Below are 17,843 nucleotides of genomic sequence, written 5' to 3'. Positions count from 1 at the left end.
CTGGGGGGACGGTGACCGAGCACACGCATCCGGAGGGCCGTCGGCGCGACTCCCTCGCCGCGGCCGCGAAGGCGTTGCTCCGGTTGGGCCGGGTGCGGGACCTGCCGGTCGTCCTGATGCTGGCGTGGGCGGGCTGGCTGGCCATCCCGTGGCCGTCCGCCGGCCTCGCCGCGGTGCGCGACGGGGGCGGGCGGCAGCTCAGCACGGACATCGCGGCGGATCCGGCATCCGGTGCGCGCGTCCCGGGCGTCCCCGGAGCCCCGGGCACCGCCCCGGGCGCTTCGAGAGGCGCGGGTACGGCGGGCTGGGCGCTCGCCGCGGCCCCGGCGCGGCCGGCGCCGCTGGTGAAGCCGGACCGGCGACCCGTGGCCGCGGAGCCGGACCGTCTCCTTCCCCGGCCGTGCGCCGAAGCGGCGGGCCGGGAGGCGGGCGCCGGAGTCGCCCGGAACGGACCGGACGCCGGACCGGACACCGGGGCGGCGACGGCGGAGGCGGGGGCGCGGGAGCTGGTCGCCGCGGAACGCGCGCGCATCGCCGACGAGGTGCACGACGCCGCCGGACACGGCTTCGCGACCATCGCCATGCAGGCCGGGGTGGCGCTGCTCATGCTCGACGAGCACCCCGAGCGGGTCCGCGAGTCACTGGAGGCGATCCGCTCGACCAGCGCGCAGGCACTCGGCCGGCTCCGTTCCGCACTCGACCTCATGGACCCCGAGCCCGCGGACCACGACCTGCTCCGGCTGGTCGGCGGGGTGCGGGCGGCGGGCCTGCCGGTGGACGTCGAGCCGGCAGAGCCGTGCGTCCCCGCGGGGCTCGAAGAGACGGTCTACCGGGTGGCGCGCGAGGCGCTGACCAACGTCATGCGCCACGCCGACCCCGGTGGAGCCCTGATCCGCCTCGCCGACGGGCCGCACGAGTTCGTCCTGGAGGTCGTCGACCGGGGAGGCGGCCCCGCCGGGCCCGCCGGTCCCGGTCACGTGACGGGTCCCGCCCTCACGGCCGGGTCCGTCCCGGTGGCCGCCCCCGGCGATCACGCGGATCCCGCTTCGGCGCGGACGGCCGGTCCCGGCCCGCGTCCCGGCCTTCGTCCCGGCACGGTCCGGGTGGTCGGAGGGCGGGGGCTCGCCGGGATGCGGGCGCGGGTGGCGGAGGCGGGCGGCACGTTCGCCGCGGGGCCCCTCCCGGGCGACGGCTTCCGGGTGGTCGCGCGCTTCCCCAGGGACGGCGTGTGCCTCCCGGCGGACGACGCGGACCCGCGGGGGAATGTATGAACGCGCACGCCGGCCCGATCCGCGTCGCGGTCGCCGACGACCAGGCCGTCGTGCGCATGGGGCTGCGGGCTCTCATCGAGCGTGAGCCGGACCTGGAGTTCGCCGGCGAGGCGGCCGACGGCGCCGCGGCCCTCCGGTTGCTGGCCGACACCCGGCCCGATGTCCTCCTGCTCGACATCCGCATGCCGGGCATGGACGGCATCGACACGTTGCGGGCCGTCGCGGCGGACCCCGCGCTCGACGGCACGCGGGTGGTCGTCGTCACGACCTTCGGGACCGACCGGCACGTCTTCGCCGCGCTTCAGGCCGGAGCCAGCGGGTTCGTCCTCAAGGACGGCGCCCCGGAGGAGCTGGCCCACGCGATCAGGGTCGTCGCCTCGGGCGAGGCGCTGCTCTCGCCGTCCGTCACGAGGAAGGTCATCGGCCTGTTCGGCCGCCCCGACGCCGGCCCGGTCGAGGGCCTCGACTCCCTCACCCCCCGGGAGCGCGAGATGGTCGCCTGGGTCGCCACCGGCCGGTCGAACGACGAGATCGCCCGTGAGCTGGTCATCAGCCCCGACACCGTGCGCACCCATGTCAGCCGTGCCATGGTCAAGCTCCGGGCCCGCGACCGGGCCCAGCTCGTCGTGTTCGCGGTCAGATCCGGTCTGACGGTCCCCTGAGACCTCCGGAGGCCCGGAGGCTCCCGGTCCGCCGGGATCGTCCGCCGGTCGCGGCTCCCGCGGCTCCGCCGTCCCGGGCGTCTCCGGCTCCGCGGTCGCGGAGGAACCCGCGGTAGTCGCGCTGTTCGACCTGGGCCTGGATCTGCTTCACGGTCTCCAGGCCCACGCCGACCATGATGAGCACGGTCGTCCCGCCGAACGGGAAGTTCTGCTGCGTCGCCGGGTCGCGCAGCACCACGAAGGCGACGATCGGGATGAGCGACAGCACGCCGAGGTAGACCGCCCCCGGCGCGGTCAGCCGGGAGAGCACGAACCGCAGGTAGCCGGCGGTGGGCGGGCCCGGCCGGATGCCGGGCACGAACCCGCCGAACCGCCTCATGGTGCCGGCCACCTCGTCCGGGTCGAAGGTGATCGACACGTAGAAGTAGGTGAACGCCACGACCAGCAGCAGGTACGCCGTCATGTGGACCGGGTGGTCGCCGGAGACGAGATAGCGGGAGACCCATTCCGCGACCGGCCCGGTGCCGCCCGTCAGCTGTACGGCCAGCTGCGGCAGGAAGAGCAGCGAGGAGGCGAAGATGACGGGGACGATCCCGGCCTGGTTGACCTTGAGCGGGAGGTAGGTGGAGGTCCCGCCGTACATCCTGCGCCCGACCATGCGCCTGGCGTACTGCACCGGGACGCGCCGCTGCGCCTGCTCGACGAACACCACCGCCGCCACCAGCATCGCCGCCAGCGCGAACGGGCTGAGCCGGAAGATGTTCGACACGTAGGAGGGGAAGACGGCGACCGTCTGCGTGAAGATCAGGACGGACATGCCGTTCCCGATCCCCCGTTCGGTGATCAGCTCGCCCAGCCACATGATCACGCAGGTGCCCGCGACCATGACGGTCGTGATGACCACGACCGTCATCGTGCCCTGGTCGTGCAGCAGCGGCTGCCGGCAGGTGGGGAAGATCCGGCCGGAGCGGGCCGTCGCCGTGATCGTCGCGGCGTAGGGCACGGACAGCGCCACCGCCGCGTACCTCGTGTACTGGGTGATCTTCGCCTGCCCGTTCTGCCCCTCCTTCCTGAGCTCCGCGAGGCGCGGGATCAGCACGGTGAGCAACTGCATCATGATGCCCGCGGTGATGTACGGCATGACGCCGAGGGCGAAGACCGACAGCTTCAACATCGCCCCGCCGCTGAACAGTTGCAGCATGTCGACCAGCCCGCCGCCGGTGCCGCTCAGGCATCGCCGTACCGCGGTCACGTCCACACCGGGCGAGGGCAGGATCTGCCCGAACCGGAACAGGGCGATCAGTCCCAGGGTGAAGAGCAGCTTCCTGCGGAGATCGGGTACGCGGAAGGCGCGGAGGAGAGCGGTCGGCATGCGCCGAGTGTGTCCGCGCGGCCCGGGGCGGGTCGTCCGCTCACCGGAGGCATCGCCGTACGCGGATCCGCGTAGTCCGCGACGTGCGCGGTCATGCGGACCCGCCACCGTGCCGGCACGGCCGGGCGGCTCGGACGGCTCGGGCGGCTCGGGCGGTTCAGGTGGGTCGGGCGGTTCAGGTGGGTCGGGCGGATCGGACGGCTCAGGCGGTTCAGGCGATTCAGACGGCTCGGACAGTTCAGGGGGCTCGGGCGGTTCAGGCGGTGACGTACGCCCCCGCTCGTGCCGCCGCCATGGCGGCCGTGGCGGCGCGGTCGGCCGCGGCGTCGTCGAGCGGGTCGCCGCTGGCCAGCAGCCGGTAGTAGAGGGGGGCCGAGACGGCGCGGATCACCTCCGCCGGGTCGGTGCCGGCCGGCAGCTCCCCGCGTTCGACGGCCAGGACGACGCACGGGGCCCACTCCCCGATGCGGGTCGCGTAGAAGCGGCGCAGGGCCTCCGCGGTGCGCCCGTCGCAGGCGGCGGCGGCGATCACCGCCCTGAACAGGGCGCCCTGGCGCGGATCGGTCAGGGTCTTCACCACGAGCCGGGCATTGGCCCTGAGGTCCCCGGCGAGCGAGCCGGTGTCCGTGCGGGGCAGGGACTGCTCGGCCATGTCGGCCAGCAGGTCGGTGACGAGGCCGGTCGGCGTGCCCCAGCGCCGGTAGACGGTCGTCTTGCCCACCTCCGCGCGGCGGGCGACGTCGGCGAGGTCGAGCAGGTGGAAGCCGTGCTCCGCCAGGGCGTCCCCGGCCGCCCGCAGCACGGCCGCCCGGACGCGGGCGGTCCGTCCGCCGGGCCGTACGGTGCCCGGCTCGACCCGGTCGGTTTCCGTGCGCTCGGCTTCCGTGCGGCCAGCGGTCATAACGGGACTCCTGTTCCATTACGGGGCGGTCGTCTGTTACCGTTCTCTCATTCTAACGGAACTATTGTCCCGTTAATGGTCGTGTCCTCAGGAGGGGATCCCCATGTCCATGCTCGACCGAGCCGCATCCACCCAAGATGAACCCGTCCGGAGTGAACCCGACCGGAGTGAACCCGGCCGGCCGGGATCCGGCCGGACGGTCCGCATGACCGGACGGCAGAAGCTGGTGCTGGCCCTGCTGCTCGGCGCCCAGTTCATGATCGCCGTGGACTTCTCGATCCTGAACGTCGCGCTGCCCGCCGTCGGCGCGGGCCTCGGCTTCTCCCTGGCGGACCTCCAGTGGGTGGCCACCGCCTTCGCCCTGGCCGCGGCCGGATTCACGCTGCTGTTCGGCCGGATCGCCGACCTCGTCGGCCGCAAGCGCCTGTTCCTGGCCGGCATGGCAGTCCTCGGCCTGGCCTCCGCCCTGGGCGGCTTCGCCACCTCGCCCGGGGTGCTCCTGGTCGCCCGGGTACTGCAGGGGCTGGCCACCGCGGCCGTCACCCCGGCGGGGCTCGCCCTGCTGACCACGGCGTTCCGGGAGGGGCCGCTGCGGGAACGGGCCCTCGGGCTCAACGGCGCGCTGATGTCGGCCGGGTTCACCGCCGGGGCCATCCTCGGCGGCCTGCTCACCGACCTGCTCTCCTGGCGGTGGGCCTTCCTCGTCAACGTTCCCGTCGCCGCGCTCGTCGTCGCCCTGGCGCCGTCCGTGATCGACGACTCACGGCCGTCCGAGCGCCCGCGACTCGACCTGCCCGGCGCCGTGACCGTCACCGGCGGGCTGCTCCTGCTGGTCTACGGCCTCACCCGGGCGGGCGCCTCGGGCTGGGCCTCTCCGCTCACGGTGGCCGCGCTGGCCGCCGGGGGCGCGCTGCTGATCGGATTCTGGTTCGTCGAGAGGCGCTCGGCCGCGCCGCTGGTGCCGCCCGCCGTCATGCGGCGCCGGAGCGTCGTCTGGGGCAACGCCGCCGGGCTGGTCGCCTTCGCCACCGAGACCTCGCTCGTCTTCCTGCTCACCCTCTACCTGCAGGAGGTCCTCGGCTACTCCCCGATGGCCACCGGCCTGGCGTTCGGGGTCCTGGGCGTCGGCACCGTGCTCGGCGGGACCCTCGGCGGCAGGGTGGTCGGCCGGTTCGGCGCCCGCGCGACGATCGCCGGCGGCGGAGTCGTCCAGGCCGCGGCGACCCTCTCGCTGGTGGCGCTCGGCGCCTCCGGCTCCTGGATCTGGCTGCTGCTCGCCGCGACCTTCGTCGGCGGCGTCGGCAACATGCTGATGATCGTCGGGTTCATGGTCGCCGCCACGTCCAGTCTGCCCGACTCCGAGCAGGGGATGGCCACCGGCCTGGCCACGATGACCCAGCAGGTCGGCATCACCCTGGGCATCCCGGTCATGAGCGCCGTCGTCACCGCCCGGACGGCCGTCCTGGGGGAGACCGGGCCGGCGGCCGTCCTGTCCGGCGTCTCGCTCGCCGTCCTCGTCAACGCGGCGCTGGTCCTGGCCGGGGCGCTGCTCGCAGGGACGTTCCTGGCCCCGCGGCGGCGCGGAGACCGGCCGGCGACCGGTGCCGGGACCGGCGCTTGAGCGTCGCGGGCGTGCCCGCCCGGCCGCGGGGGGCCCACGGGAGGGCGGGCACGGGACGAGCCGTCGGGACAGGCCCGCGGGCGGCGGCGCCGGGAGGTCCGGTGCCGCGCCGGTTCCGGGGAACCTGACGTCGGGCGGCAGGTACGGGCGGTAGCGTCGCCCGCGAGCTCTTCGAGAGGAAGGCGGTCCGATGCGGTACGTGGCGCTGTTGCGCGGCATCAACGTCAGCCCCGCGACCACGGTCGCGATGTCCGATCTCCGTGCACTGCTGGAGGGGCTCGGCCACACCGGCGTGCGGACCCATCTCCGGAGCGGGAACGCCCTGTTCGTCCCGGCGGAGAGGCGGCCCGAGGCGGAGAGGCGGCCCGAGCGGGTCGCCGCGGAGATCGAGCGGCGGATCACCGCGGAGCTGGGGCTGTCGGTGGCCGTCATGGTGCGGACGGCCGTGGAACTGCGCGCCGTGGTCGAGGAGAACCCGCTGGAGGTACGGGATCCGGCCAGGTTCGGGGTGTTCTTCCTGCCGGAGGCCCCCGACCGGAAGGTGCTCGCTGCCCTGGACCCGGCCGAGTACGCGCCGGAGGAGATGGCGGTGGGCAGGCGCGAGCTCTACGTGTACTTCCCGGACGGCCTGCGCCGTCCGAAGCTGCCGCCCCTGCTGGAGAAGCGGTCGAACACGCAGGCCACGATGCGCAACTGGAACACCGTCACGAAGCTGCTGGCCCTCGCGGAGGAGTGACACCACCAGGCGCCCGCTGACATGGCCGGACGCCCGCCGACCCGGATGCCCGCCGATCCGGCCGGACGGCGGGGCATGGCCCGTGCCCGGATGAGCCATGGGCGGATGAGCCACGGGCGGAGGACCCACGGGCGGAGGACCCACGGGCGGAGGACCCACGGGCGGACGGACCCACGGGCGGACGGACCGCTGCCGGGCCGCGTCGGGGGAAACTATTCGCTCAATGTATACAGTGAATGTATAGTCGCGATCATGTCGACCGGACATGTCCTGCTCGGGCTGCTCAGTGAGCGGCCCAAGCACGGCTACGAACTCAAGAAGGAACACGACCAACGTCTCCCCGGCGCCAAACCGCTCGCCTACGGGCAGGTCTACGCGACCCTGCAGCGGCTGGAGCGTGACGGTTTCACCGAGGTGACCGGGACGGCCCAGGAGGGCGGCCCGGAACGCACGGTCCACACGATCACCGGGGCCGGGCGGGCCGAGCTGGACCGGTGGCTGGCGGAGACCGAGACGCCCGCGCCGTACGTCGCGAGCCCGCTGTTCGCGCGGGTGGTGGTGGCGACACTGGCGGGCGGGACGGCCGAGGACTACCTGCTCAGGCAGCGCGCCGCCCACCTGGCGCGGATGCGGGAGCTCACCGCTCAGAAGGCGTCGGGGCCGCCCGCCCAGGTGCTGGCCGCCGACTACGCGCTCCAGCACCTCGACGCCGACCTGCGATGGATCGAGACGGCGCTGGAACGGCACACCGTGCTGATGGGAGAGACCGATGCTTGAGGCGCGAGCGTTGCGCAAGTCCTTCGGCCGGACCACGGCGCTGGACGGCGCGTCCGTGGAGATCGGGGAGGGTGAGGTCGTCGCCGTCACCGGCCCGAGCGGCTCCGGCAAGTCCACTCTGCTGCACTGCCTGGCCGGGATCGTCCGCCCCGAGGCCGGGGAGGTCCTGTTCGCCGGGCGGCGTCTCGACACCCTCGACGAGGACGCCCGGACGAGGCTGCGCCGGGAGAACTTCGGCGTCGTCTTCCAGTTCGGCGAACTGGTGCCCGAGCTGACCGCGGAGGAGAACGTCGTGCTGCCGCTGCTGTTCGGCGGGCGAGGACGTCAGGAGTCCCTGGAGGCCGCCCGTGCCTGGCTGGAGCGGCTGGACGTGGCGGGCTGCGCCCGGCAGCGGCCCGCGGAGCTGTCCGGGGGCCAGCTCCAGCGGGTCGCGGTGGCCCGCGCGCTGGCCGCCGAACCGCGGGTGGTCTTCGCCGACGAGCCCACCGGCGCGCTCGACTCGCTGGCCGGGGAACGGGTGATGGGCGAGCTCGTCGGCGCGGTCAGGGAGAGCCGGGCGACGCTGGTGGTCGTCACCCACGACAACCAGGTGGCCGCCTACGCCGACCGGGAGATCGCGCTGCGGGACGGCCGGGTCGTCGCGGGCGCGACCGCCTCGGCGCGGGAGACGCCGGCGGACAGGGCGCCGGAAGAGGAACCGGCGGAGACGCCGGGAGAGGCCGCGGGCGGAGCGCCGGCGACCGGCGGGGTGAGCCGGTGATCACCGTGATCCGGATGCTCAGCCGGGGAAGGTCCAGCCGCGAGCGGACACGCGGACGTCTGATGGCCGCGGGAGCGGCGCTCGCGACCGTCCTGCTGTGCCTGGCACTGCACCTGACGGCGTTCCGGCTCGACGAGCGGCGCGGGAGTCTCGGCGTCCTCACCGAGAAGGAGCCGCGGCTCGTGGTGGCGCTCACCCTGGCGCTGCTGGCCGTACCCGCCGTCGCGTTCCTCTACCAGGTGAGCCGCCTGACGACCGCGGCCAGGGAACGGCGGCTGGCCGCGCTCCGGCTGGCCGGGGCCACCCCACGCGAGGTACGGCTCGTCGGGGCGGCCGAGAGCGGACGGTCGGCGCTGGTGGGCGGATCGCTCGGCGTCGCGGTCTACCTGCTCGCCGCCCTGGTGGCGAGATGGTCGCTGGGCGACGTCGTACCGGTGCGTCCGCTGCTCTGGACGCCGGTCGTGCTCGCCGCGGTCGTGCTCGGCGGCGTGTGGTCCGGCCTGCTGGCGGGCCGGCACGTGATCGCCTCCCCGCTCGGCGTGGTACGGCGGGCCCGGCCGCGGGGACCGAGGGCACGCGACCTCGGGCTCGTCGCGCTGGGCGCCGCCCTGTTCGCGTCCGCGCTCCTCAGCAGGGGCCGTTTCCTCCTCGGGGGCAAGTACGGCGCGGCCGTGGCCATCGCCGCCGGGGCGGTGCTGCTGCTCTTCGGACTGGTGCTGGCCACCGCGTGGCTGGTCGGGAGGGCCGCCCGCCGGGCCGGGCGGACGGCCGCCCGCCGGACCGGGCGTGGGACGTCGGCGCCCGAGACGCTGCTGGCCGCGCGGATGGTCGAGGCCGACCCCCGGGCGTGGGCCCGCGCGCTGTCGGTGGTCGGGCTGACGGTGTTCTTCGGCGCGGCCGTGGCCGCCAACCAGACGCTCACCGTGTTCCAAAGAGATCAGCTGACCGCCTTCCAGGCGACGGCCTACACGCTGATGTACCTCGCCCTGCTGGCGGCCATGGTCACCTCGGCCGGCGCCCTCGTGGTGCACCAGGCCGAGGAACTGCTGGACCACCGGAGGTCGTTCGCGGTCCTGGCCGCCTCCGGTGTCCCCGTCCCCGCGCTGGGGCGGGTCCTCACCCGGCAGGCGCTCATCGCGGCGCTGCCGGTGTGCGTGGTCAGCGCGGTCGCCGGGACGGGCGTCACGATCCTGGCCTTGGCCGACCTCTACCTTCGGAGACCCGGCGCGCTGGCCGCCTCCGTCGTGGCGGCGGCGGCGATGGCCGGGATCGGCGTGCTGGCCGCCGTGCTGGTGGCGGGGGCCGCGCGGCCGATCCTGCGCCGCTGGGTCCGTCCGGAGGAACTGCGCGCCGGCTGAACCGGTGATCCCGGGCCCTTTCGAACGGTCCCGGGATCACTGCGCCGGAAGGCGCCGCCCGGCCGGGATTTCCCGTACCTCCTTGCGGGCCGGGCGCGTAAAGTGTCAGTCTCATTACCGTCAGTGATAGGTCATGTCCGGGCGGAGGCGAGCGCGGCCCGCCGGGCGAAGGTCCAGGAGCACGAGAGTAGGCGCCCACATGCAGGCTTTCACGCTGCCCGACTTCTACATGCCGTACCCGGCGAGACTGAGCCCCCATCTGGAGCGCGCCCGGGAGCACAGCACGGACTGGGCCCGGCGGATGGGCATGCTCGACGCCCCCCGGCCCGGCGGCGGCGTCGTCTGGGACGAGGAAGCGCTGGCCCGCATGGACTACGCGCTGATGTGCGCCTACACCCACCCCGACTGTGACGGCCCCACCCTCGACCTGGTCACCGACTGGTACGTCTGGGTGTTCTTCTTCGACGACCACTTCCTGGAGCACTTCAAGTACTCCCGTGACCTCACCGGGGCCAAGGCGTACCTCGACCGCCTGGAGCTGTTCATGACCGCCGGCGGCGAGACGCCGCCGGAGCCCGCGAACCCGGCCGAGGCGGGCCTCGCCGACCTGTGGGAGCGCACGGTCCCGGCGATGTCCGAGGGGTGGCGGCGGCGCTTCGTCACCAGCACGCACAACCTGATGGTCGAGTCGATGTGGGAGCTGGACAACATCGACCGCGGCCGGATCGCCAACCCGATCGAGTACGTCCAGATGAGGAGGCGGGTCGGCGGGGCCCCGTGGTCGGCGAACCTCGTCGAGTACGCCTCCGGCGCGGAGATCCCCGAAGCCTTCGCCGAGGCGAGGCCGATGCGGGTGCTGTCGGACACGTTCTCCGACGCCGTGCACCTGCGCAACGACCTGTTCTCCTACCAGCGCGAGGTCCAGGAGGAGGGCGAGAACTCCAACGCGGTGCTGGTCTTCGAGCGGTTCTTCGGCTGTTCCACTCAGGAGGCCGCCGAGCTGGTCAACGACCTGCTGACCTCGCGGTTGCAGCAGTTCGAGAACACGGCGCTGGCCGAGGTCCCGTCGCTGCTGTCCGAGCACTCCGCGTCCCCGTCCGAGGCGGTCGCGGTGGCGGCCTACGTCAAGGGGCTTCAGGACTGGCAGTCCGGTGGGCACGAGTGGCACGCGCGGTCCAGCCGTTACATGAACGACGCCACGGCCACCGCCACCGCCACCGCCTCCGACGTCCCCGCCTCCGGCGCCTCCGGCGCCTCCGGCCCGGGTGCCGGCTCCGGTTCCGGTGTCGCCTCCGGGCTCATCGTCCCCGACCCGGGAACCGCATCCGGCCCCACCGCACCCGTCCCGGCCGCCGTGCCGGGCGGGCCGGCCGGTCTCGGCACCTCCGCCGCCAGGCTCGCGCCCTCCCAGGGACGGCTCGGGCTGCGGACCCGGGCGCGTCAGCACTCCTTCGCGCCGTTCCGCCCGGTGGGGCACCTGCCGCTGCCCGCCCTGCCCATGCCGTACGCGGTCCGTACCAGCCCCCACCTGGACGCCGCCCGGCGTCACGCGGTCGGCTGGGCCAGGGGGATGGGCATGTTCGACTCCGTGCCGGGGGTGGAGGCCGGTGGGATATGGGACGAGCGGCGTTTCCGCGGCTTCGACTTCCCGCACTGCGCCGCCATGATCCACGCCGACGCGACCCCCGGGCAGCTCGACCTGTCGTCCGACTGGCTGGCCTGGGGGACGTACGGCGACGACTACTTCCCCGTGGTGTTCGGCGCGACCCGCGACCTCGCGGCGGCGAAGCTCTGCGACGAGCGGCTGCGCCTGTTCATGCCGCTGGACGACGGCGAGGCCGTCCCCGAGCCGGTGAACCCGATCGAGGCGGGCCTCGCGGACCTGTGGCGGCGTACGGCGGGGCCGATGACGGCCGATCACCGGCGGCGGTTCCGCCGGGCGGTCGAGGACATGACCTCCAGCTGGCTGTGGGAGCTGGCCAACCAGGCCCAGAACCGCGTCCCCGACCCGGTCGACTACATCGAGATGCGCCGCAGGACGTTCGGGTCGGACATGACGATGAGCCTGGCCCGGCTCGCGCACTCCGACGCGGTGCCCGAGGAGATCTACCGGACGCGGACCATGCGCGAGCTGGACACCGCGGCGCAGGACTACGCCTGCTTCACCAACGACCTGTTCTCCTACCAGAAGGAGGTCGAGTTCGAGGGCGAGTTCCACAACATCGTCGTGGTGGTGGAGCACTTCCTCGGGGTGGACCGGCTCATCGCCCGGGACGTCGTGGCCGACCTGATGGAGGCGCGGATGCGGCAGTTCGAGCACATCGTCGCCGAGGGGCTTCCCGCCCTGTTCGACGACTTCGAGCTCGACGAGACGGCCCGCCGGATCCTCACCCGTCACGCCGACGACCTCAAGGAGTGGATGTCCGGCATCCTGGAGTGGCACCGCCGGTGCGCCCGGTACACCGAGGCGGAGCTGCTCCGTCACCGGTTCACCGCCACGACCGGCTTCCCGTTCGCGCCGACCGGGCTCGGCACCTCCGCGGCGCGGCTCGCGGCGGCCGCCGTCCGCTGACCGCCACGGGGTTCCGTACGGCCGCCGCACGTCCCGACGCGGCCGTACGGTCCTCGATGCGACGGCCGCCGCGGGGCACTCCCAGGCCGTACGGCCCTCAGACGCGGTGACCGCGGCGGCGTGCTCCCGGCCGGACGCCGGGCCCGCGTACGGCGACGCGGGCCCGGCGCGCACCCCGGACCGGTTCCCGGCTCACCGCGCGGAGACCATGGGGAGACCGCTCAGCTCTCCGCGCAGAAGTCCTTCCAGGCGCCGATGCCGGCCGGGTCGGTGAGCCGGTAGTCACCCGACGGCCAGTTCACGTTGAACCAGAGATTCCACAGCGAACCGCTGTCCTTCAGGTACGTGTTCATCGCGCGGATCCAGGCCGCGCGCCGCGTGCCGTCGTCGCCCTTCGCGATCGCCGAGCCCATCTCGGCCACGCCGAACGGCAGGTTCACGCTCTCGCTGACCCGCACCATCTCGGCGAGCAGTTTCGCCGGTTCGGTGTAGACACCCTTGGAAGCCGCCGAGGGATGGTTGTAGACGTCCCAGCCGAGCGCGTCGAGCACCCCGTCCCCGGGATAGTAGTCCCGCCAGTCGCGGCCGGACGCGTCCGTGAGGCTCCACTGCATCAGGACCATGGTGGCGTGCAGCCGCGGGTTGTCCGCCGCCTTGGCGAGCGCGCTCAGGTGCTTCCACGCGGCCCTGTACTCGGACGCGCTGAACTCACCGTCGCGGATGTTGTCCTCGGGCTCGTGGTAGTAGACCCAGTAGACATCGCGGTCGCGCGGTGCGCCGGCGAACCATGCCCGCATCCGGGCGTCGTAGGTTCCCTTGAGGTGGTCCTTCGCGTTCCCCTTGAACGACACGACGACCGGCCGGGTGCCGACGTTCAGCTTCCCGGGCCAGGCGTCGGGCAGGCCGGTGTAGAAGATCCGCACCATGTCGAGGCCGCCGAAGAGTTTGTTCATCCGGTCGAACGCCTGCTGCTGCGTCTCGTTCGCCTCCTTGCCGATCGACGCGCCGCACAGGGACGTTGCGGCGGCGGTGTCCCCGTAGCCGATGACCAGGCGCGGGCCGTCGGCCCCGTGCTCACGGCTGTGGAAGGAGGCCGCGGAGCCGGAGGTCGGATCGGTCAGCGCGAAGGAGACGGTGCTCGAACCCCTCAGCGATTCGGGCGCCACGTTCACGGAGATCGTCTCGGTGCCCTGCGAGCTGATCTGCGCCTTGCCGGCCGCCGCGCCGAGGGCCGGCCTGCCGCTGTAGGTCGTGGCCTCCGACCAGGAGTCGTCCGCGACCGTGTTCAGGCGGACCTCGCCGGGCTGCTGGTCGAGCTTGGCGAAGTCCAGCTGCAGCCGCGCCGATGTGATCGTCTTCCCCTTGGGGGTCGCCGGTACGGCGAACCTGACGAGCGCCTCGGAATGCCAGCTCGCCCAGTTCGCCGCCGTGATCTTCGTGGCCGAGCCGTAGGCTGTGGCCGGCTGCTCCTGGACGACGTAGGTGTCGGCGCTCGCCGGAACGGTCACCGAGCCGCCCGCCGTCGCGGTCGTCGTGCTCGTGTGCCGCTGGGCGGGAGGGACCGCCCCGGCCTGGGCGGTCGTCGCGGGGACGACCGACAGGGCGATCACGATCGGGGCGATCACCCGTGCGACGCGCCGTGGCATCCCCACGTGCCGGCTCTCCCGGCGATCGTCGTCTTCCTTCGGCACACTGCTCTCCTCGTTTCCCGGTCCGTCCCGCGCGTGAGCCGCCGCGCGGCACGGGCCGGCGGCGGTGCCGGGACGGAGAGTTCCGGGGCACGCTAGCAACGCCGGGGAAGACCGGAACAGGCTTTTCAGCGGAGGCTGAAACCCGTCGTGAAAGGCACGCCGGAACCCCGGACATGGCGCGTTCCACGTCCGGGATCCGGCGGTCCCTGGCACGCCTGAGGTTCCGGCGGACGTGCCCGGCGGTCCCGGGTACGCCCGGACGGGCTCGGGACGATGGCGCCTCGGCGCTCAGTCGCGGGTCATCGCGTCCAGGGTCTCGGTCATGTGCTTGCGCAGCTCGCCCAGCCGTACGTCGAGGATGACCGAGGCGATCTCCGGGTTGCCCTGGATCATCTCGCGCAGGCCGCTGTTGCCGGGGCCGTGCTCGAAGCTGTGGCGCACGACGGTCCGGCCCGGCTCCTCGGCCGGCTCCAGGTCGTAGCGCCACCGGGAGGAGGGGCGCTCCGGGTCGCCCGCGCGGTCGAGCACCGACCAGGCGAACGAGCGGGGGCGGTCGGCCTCGGTGACCACGGACGTCACCGTCCACACCCGGTCCTGGCGGCGGTTGCGCCCCTCGAACCGCGCCCCGACGCGCGGCGCGGCGTCGTCGGCGTCCAGCCAGGCCAGGTGCTCGCACTCCGGGCTCCAGTCGGCGATCCGCGGCACGTCCGTGATGAGGTCCCACAACCGCTCCGGAGGCAGGCCGACGGTGGTCTCGATCTCCACCCTGGCTCCCGTGACGCCGTGGTCTTCCATTCCCGCCTCCGCGTGCTCGCGGCACCTCGCCGGGTGCCCGCCGCCGGTCTCACCGACGACTCCGTCATCGTCACCTCACACGATGGACGATCGGGCCGCCGGTGCCCACCCCTGTCCCGGTCAAGGGTAGGGAAGGACGGACCGCCCCGCCGTGGCGTCGCGGCCCGCCTCGCCGTACCGCCGCTCCGGGCCCCGGGATGCCGCGCCGGGCGGCCCGCCGTGCCGGCGGGGGTCAGGAGGAGGACCGGACGACCAGTTCGGTGGGGAGGATCATCGAGGACGAGGGGCCGCCGCCGATCTGGCGCAGGAGCAGGCGCACCGCCGCCAGGACCTGGTCCGTCCACGGGACGCGCACCGTGGTCAGCGAGGGAACGGTGTAGGCGGCGTCCTCGTCGTCGCCGAACCCCACGACCGCGACGTCCCCGGGCACCCGCAGCCCGGCCTCCCGCAGCGCGTGCAGGGCGCCGGCCGCCATCAGGTCGCCGGCCACGAAGACCGCGTCCAGCGACGGGTCCGCGGTGAGCAGTTCGCGCATGGCGGCGGCCCCCGAGGCGCGGCAGAGGTCGCCGACCGCGTCGGCGGACCGGAACCCTGTGTCCCGCAGGGCGTCCCGGTAGCCGTCGAACCGGTCCCTCGCGGCGGCGAGGTCCACCGGCCCGCGGATCGTCGCGATCCGCCGCCGTCCCCGGCCGAGCAGGTGCCCGACCGCCGCCGCGGCCCCGCCCGCGTCGTCGGTCCCGGCGTACGGCAGTGCCACCGCGGCCGGCGGCCTGCCCAGAGACACGACGGGGACGCCCGTCCCGGCCAGCGCGCCGGGCAGCGGATCGGAGACCCGGGCGGGCAGCAGCAGGGCCCCGTCCGCGTGCCCGGCGGACAGATGGCGCTCCACCCGGCTCCGGTCCGCGGGGGAGCCGGCGAACATGAGCGTGACCCGTTTGCCCGCCCGCTCCAGCTCCCGGCCCGCCGCGTCCACGGCCGCGGCGAACAGCGGGTCTCCCGCGCGGGCGCCGCCCGGGACGACCAGCGCGATCGACTCCGTGCGCCGGGTCACCAGGCTCCGGGCCGCCGAGTTGGGCACGTAGCCGAGTTCGGTGACCGCGTTCATGACGACCTCCCGGAACTCCGGGCTGACCGCGGCCTCGCCGTTGATCACCCGAGAGACGGTCGACCTGGACACGCCCGCCCGGGCGGCCACCTCCTCCAGGGTGGGACGCCGGGCCCGCCCGGCGCGCAGCCCGTTGTTCCGGATGACGTCGCGGAACCACAGCGCGCTGTCCTTGGGCAGCCGGCGCTGGGTGACGAAGTCGACGTGCACGATCCCGAAGCGCTTGCCGTACCCCTCGGCCCACTCGAAGTTGTCCAGCAGCGACCAGACGAGATACCCGCGCAGGTCGGCTCCGGCGTCGACGGCGGCGTGCGCGGCCCGCAGGTGGCCCTCCAGGAAGGCGGTCCTGTCGGCGTCGTGCACGTGCTCGCCGGAGACCGTGTCCTCGAAGGCGGCGCCGTTCTCGGTGACGAGCAGACCGGCCTCGGGGTAGTCGCGGGCGAGGCGGACGAGCAGGCTGGTGAGGCCCGTGGGGACGATCGGCCAGCCCATGGCGGTCGTGGGGGCGTAGGAGTCGCCGAACCGGATGCCCTCGGTGCCGGGATAGGCCGGGTTGGCCGCCTCGCCCGGCTCGGCGCTCACCACGCAGGGGGTGTAGTAGTTGACCCCGAGCAGGTCGGGCGGCTGGTTGACGGTCTCCAGGTCGCCGTCGCGGATGTGCCCGAGGCCGGCGACCCGCTCCATGACGTCCAGGACGGCGGCGGGATACTCCCCGCGCAGCACCGGATCGAGGAACTGCCGGTTTATCAGGCAGTCGACGAGGTCCACCGCCGCGGCGTCCTCGGCGGAGAGCGCCGCCTCGGGGTCGTCCAGCCGTCCGGGGGTCGTCACGGGGGCGAGGTTCAGCGTCAGGGCGATCTCCCGGGCGCCCGCGTCGCGCAGCGCCCGGGCGCCCAGCCCGTGGGCGAGCAGCAGGTGGTGGGAGGCGTGGAAGGCGTCCCGCCAGGACGCTCGGCCCGGCGCGTGCGCGCCGATGCCGTACCCGAGGACGGACGCCACCCAGGGCTCGTTGACCGTGATCCACGTGCCGACGCGGTCGCCCAGCCGGTCGTGCACGATCCGCGCGTAGTCGGCGAACCGGTGGGCCGTGTCGCGGTCCGTCCAGCCGCCGCGTTCCTCCAGCGCCTGGGGCAGGTCCCAGTGGTACAGCGTCACGTAGGGGGAGACGTCGGCCGCGAGCAGCTCGTCCACGAGACGGTCGTAGAAGTCGAGCCCGGCGGTGTTGACGGGGCCGGAGCCGGTCGGCTGGATCCGCGGCCACGCCACCGAGAAGCGGTAGGCGCCCAGGCCCAGCTCCCGCATCAGGCGGACGTCGTCGCGGTAGCGGTGGTAGTGGTCGCAGGCCATGTCGCCGGTGTGGCCGCCCGCGACGCGCCCGGGGGTGTGGGCGAAGACGTCCCAGATCGACCTGCCGCGGCCGTCCTCCTCCGCCGCCCCCTCGACCTGATAGGCGGCGGTCGCGGCCCCCCAGACGAAGCCGTCGGGGAAGGACAGCGTCCTCCCGGCGATGGCGGTGAACGTCCCGGTCATCGTTACCGGCCCCCTGTCGTGTGAGGGTACGGCGCCGCCGCCGTCCCCGTCGTCGCGGACACCTGAATCATCGGGGTGGCGGGTGCCCGGCGTCGAACGGTGATACCGCCGCGGCCTCAGGATCCTGGCGCGGGACCCGTCACGGCCCTCGGGGCCCGCCGCGCCCGCCGTTCCCACCGCGTGCCGTCGTGGTGCCGTATGGAGTGGAAAAAGCGATTAATCAATAAGGATTATTTAAATGGAGGATCTGTCTTATGTGTCGTTCTTTCCGCGCCGGGCATACGGCTTCCAGGGGGCGTACGGCGGAAAAGCCGTGCGATCAGGGGGAGTGTGAGACATGACAGTCACCGGCATCATCAGTGCCATCATCATCGGGGCCATCATCGGCGCTCTCGGCCGGCTCATCCTGCCGGGAAAGCAGAACATCCCCATCTGGCTCACGGTCGTGATCGGCATCATCGCCGCATTCATCGGCTCCGGGATCGCCAGGGCCATCGGGGTCGGCACGACGAGCGGCATCGACTGGATCGAACTGATCCTTCAGGTCGTCGTGGCCGCGCTGGGCGTCTTCCTGATCGCCAGCGTGTACGGCAGGCGCGGCGGCGTCCGCTGACGCCCCGGGCGAAGCCGTCCCGGGGACCGGCACGGGCCGGGGACACGCCGCACGAGCGGCCGTGTCCCCGGCCCGTGCC

At 73.7% G+C, this 17,843-nt stretch carries 14 protein-coding genes and 1 pseudogene; 9 read left to right on the top strand and 6 right to left on the bottom strand.

Annotated elements, in window-relative coordinates; genetic code table 11:
- Positions 1–11: 11 nt before the first annotated feature.
- Together ACZ6W9_RS21650 and ACZ6W9_RS21645 are read left to right on the top strand one after the other, a co-directional pair.
- Positions 12–1,271, top strand: a complete 1,260-nt coding sequence (locus ACZ6W9_RS21650) for a sensor histidine kinase (RefSeq protein ID WP_470119257.1) — start codon at positions 12–14, stop codon at positions 1,269–1,271.
- Positions 1,268–1,933: a response regulator transcription factor gene (locus ACZ6W9_RS21645; protein WP_362939687.1), complete on the top strand. Its 666-nt coding sequence runs from the start codon at positions 1,268–1,270 to the stop codon at positions 1,931–1,933. The genes ACZ6W9_RS21650 and ACZ6W9_RS21645 overlap by 4 nt, the downstream gene beginning before the upstream one ends.
- Here ACZ6W9_RS21645 and secY read toward each other — a convergent pair.
- Both secY and ACZ6W9_RS21635 read right to left on the bottom strand, forming a co-directional pair.
- A complete protein-coding gene (gene secY / locus ACZ6W9_RS21640) occupies positions 1,908–3,305 on the bottom strand; it encodes a preprotein translocase subunit SecY (RefSeq protein WP_470119254.1) in 1,398 nt (465 codons plus the stop codon). The genes ACZ6W9_RS21645 and secY overlap by 26 nt on opposite strands.
- 256 nt (positions 3,306–3,561) lie before the next feature.
- Entirely contained in the window at positions 3,562–4,206 is a 645-nt protein-coding gene (locus ACZ6W9_RS21635; protein WP_470119253.1) for a TetR/AcrR family transcriptional regulator, read from the bottom strand.
- A gap of 103 nt (positions 4,207–4,309) precedes the next feature.
- Between ACZ6W9_RS21635 and ACZ6W9_RS21630 the strand changes: the two genes are divergently transcribed.
- From ACZ6W9_RS21630 to ACZ6W9_RS21605, 6 genes are all read left to right on the top strand, one after another.
- Complete coding sequence (locus tag ACZ6W9_RS21630; RefSeq protein ID WP_470119251.1) at positions 4,310–5,827, top strand: MFS transporter; 1,518 nt, start codon at positions 4,310–4,312, stop codon at positions 5,825–5,827.
- Between the two features lie 190 nt (positions 5,828–6,017).
- On the top strand, positions 6,018–6,563 hold the full coding sequence (locus ACZ6W9_RS21625; RefSeq protein WP_389966990.1) for a DUF1697 domain-containing protein: 546 nt from the start codon (positions 6,018–6,020) through the stop codon (positions 6,561–6,563).
- A 252-nt stretch (positions 6,564–6,815) separates the two neighbouring features.
- Positions 6,816–7,340 (top strand): PadR family transcriptional regulator, encoded by a 525-nt coding sequence (locus tag ACZ6W9_RS21620; RefSeq protein WP_389966987.1) that lies wholly within the window; start codon positions 6,816–6,818, stop codon positions 7,338–7,340.
- The gene (locus tag ACZ6W9_RS21615) at positions 7,333–8,100 is read left to right on the top strand and encodes an ABC transporter ATP-binding protein (RefSeq protein WP_470119248.1); all 768 of its coding nucleotides are present in this window, start codon (positions 7,333–7,335) and stop codon (positions 8,098–8,100) included. The genes ACZ6W9_RS21620 and ACZ6W9_RS21615 overlap by 8 nt, the downstream gene beginning before the upstream one ends.
- Positions 8,097–9,458 carry a hypothetical protein gene (locus ACZ6W9_RS21610; protein WP_389966982.1) on the top strand — a complete coding sequence of 454 codons (1,362 nt, stop codon included), beginning with the start codon at positions 8,097–8,099 and terminating at the stop codon, positions 9,456–9,458. Before ACZ6W9_RS21615 ends, ACZ6W9_RS21610 begins: the two co-directional genes overlap by 4 nt.
- Positions 9,459–9,657: 199 nt before the next feature.
- Positions 9,658–12,030: a terpene synthase family protein gene (locus ACZ6W9_RS21605; RefSeq protein WP_470119246.1), complete on the top strand. Its 2,373-nt coding sequence runs from the start codon at positions 9,658–9,660 to the stop codon at positions 12,028–12,030.
- Between the two features lie 221 nt (positions 12,031–12,251).
- Here the strand turns inward: ACZ6W9_RS21605 and ACZ6W9_RS21600 are convergent, their stop codons facing one another.
- From ACZ6W9_RS21600 to ACZ6W9_RS21585, 4 genes and pseudogenes are all read right to left on the bottom strand, one after another.
- On the bottom strand, positions 12,252–13,721 hold the full coding sequence (locus tag ACZ6W9_RS21600; RefSeq protein WP_389966976.1) for a CBM96 family carbohydrate-binding protein: 1,470 nt from the start codon (positions 13,719–13,721) through the stop codon (positions 12,252–12,254).
- Positions 13,722–14,009: 288 nt separating this feature from the next.
- Complete coding sequence (locus ACZ6W9_RS21595; protein ID WP_389966974.1) at positions 14,010–14,516, bottom strand: SRPBCC family protein; 507 nt, start codon at positions 14,514–14,516, stop codon at positions 14,010–14,012.
- Between the two features lie 232 nt (positions 14,517–14,748).
- A complete protein-coding gene (locus ACZ6W9_RS21590; RefSeq protein WP_470119436.1) occupies positions 14,749–15,621 on the bottom strand; it encodes a LacI family DNA-binding transcriptional regulator in 873 nt (290 codons plus the stop codon).
- Positions 15,598–17,151 (bottom strand): annotated as a pseudogene (locus ACZ6W9_RS21585) (GH1 family beta-glucosidase); the annotation flags it as partial. The gene ACZ6W9_RS21590 and the pseudogene ACZ6W9_RS21585, both read right to left, overlap by 24 nt.
- Before the next feature lie 337 nt (positions 17,152–17,488).
- On the opposite strand from ACZ6W9_RS21585, the gene ACZ6W9_RS21580 reads away from it, so the two are divergent.
- Positions 17,489–17,764: a GlsB/YeaQ/YmgE family stress response membrane protein gene (locus ACZ6W9_RS21580; RefSeq protein WP_389966971.1), complete on the top strand. Its 276-nt coding sequence runs from the start codon at positions 17,489–17,491 to the stop codon at positions 17,762–17,764.
- Positions 17,765–17,843: the final 79 nt, after the last annotated feature.

The sequence above is a fragment of the Streptosporangium sp. NPDC053982 genome (assembly GCF_055585205.1).
The sequence above is the reverse complement of the archived record's forward strand: the minus strand, read 5'-3'. Positions and strand labels throughout refer to the sequence as shown.

What these genes read in the sequence shown, in the direction of transcription:
- ACZ6W9_RS21645 (WP_362939687.1), top strand. Translation starts at nt 1,268, where the DNA reads ATGAACGCGCACGCCGGCCCGATCCGCGTCGCGGTCGCCGACGACCAG.
- secY (WP_470119254.1), bottom strand. Translation starts at nt 3,305, where the DNA reads ATGCCGACCGCTCTCCTCCGCGCCTTCCGCGTACCCGATCTCCGCAGG.
- ACZ6W9_RS21635 (WP_470119253.1), bottom strand. Translation starts at nt 4,206, where the DNA reads ATGACCGCTGGCCGCACGGAAGCCGAGCGCACGGAAACCGACCGGGTC.
- ACZ6W9_RS21630 (WP_470119251.1), top strand. Translation starts at nt 4,310, where the DNA reads ATGTCCATGCTCGACCGAGCCGCATCCACCCAAGATGAACCCGTCCGG.
- ACZ6W9_RS21625 (WP_389966990.1), top strand. Translation starts at nt 6,018, where the DNA reads ATGCGGTACGTGGCGCTGTTGCGCGGCATCAACGTCAGCCCCGCGACC.
- ACZ6W9_RS21620 (WP_389966987.1), top strand. Translation starts at nt 6,816, where the DNA reads ATGTCGACCGGACATGTCCTGCTCGGGCTGCTCAGTGAGCGGCCCAAG.
- ACZ6W9_RS21615 (WP_470119248.1), top strand. Translation starts at nt 7,333, where the DNA reads ATGCTTGAGGCGCGAGCGTTGCGCAAGTCCTTCGGCCGGACCACGGCG.
- ACZ6W9_RS21605 (WP_470119246.1), top strand. Translation starts at nt 9,658, where the DNA reads ATGCAGGCTTTCACGCTGCCCGACTTCTACATGCCGTACCCGGCGAGA.
- ACZ6W9_RS21595 (WP_389966974.1), bottom strand. Translation starts at nt 14,516, where the DNA reads ATGGAAGACCACGGCGTCACGGGAGCCAGGGTGGAGATCGAGACCACC.
- ACZ6W9_RS21590 (WP_470119436.1), bottom strand. Translation starts at nt 15,621, where the DNA reads ATGAACGCGGTCACCGAACTCGGCTACGTGCCCAACTCGGCGGCCCGG.
- ACZ6W9_RS21580 (WP_389966971.1), top strand. Translation starts at nt 17,489, where the DNA reads ATGACAGTCACCGGCATCATCAGTGCCATCATCATCGGGGCCATCATC.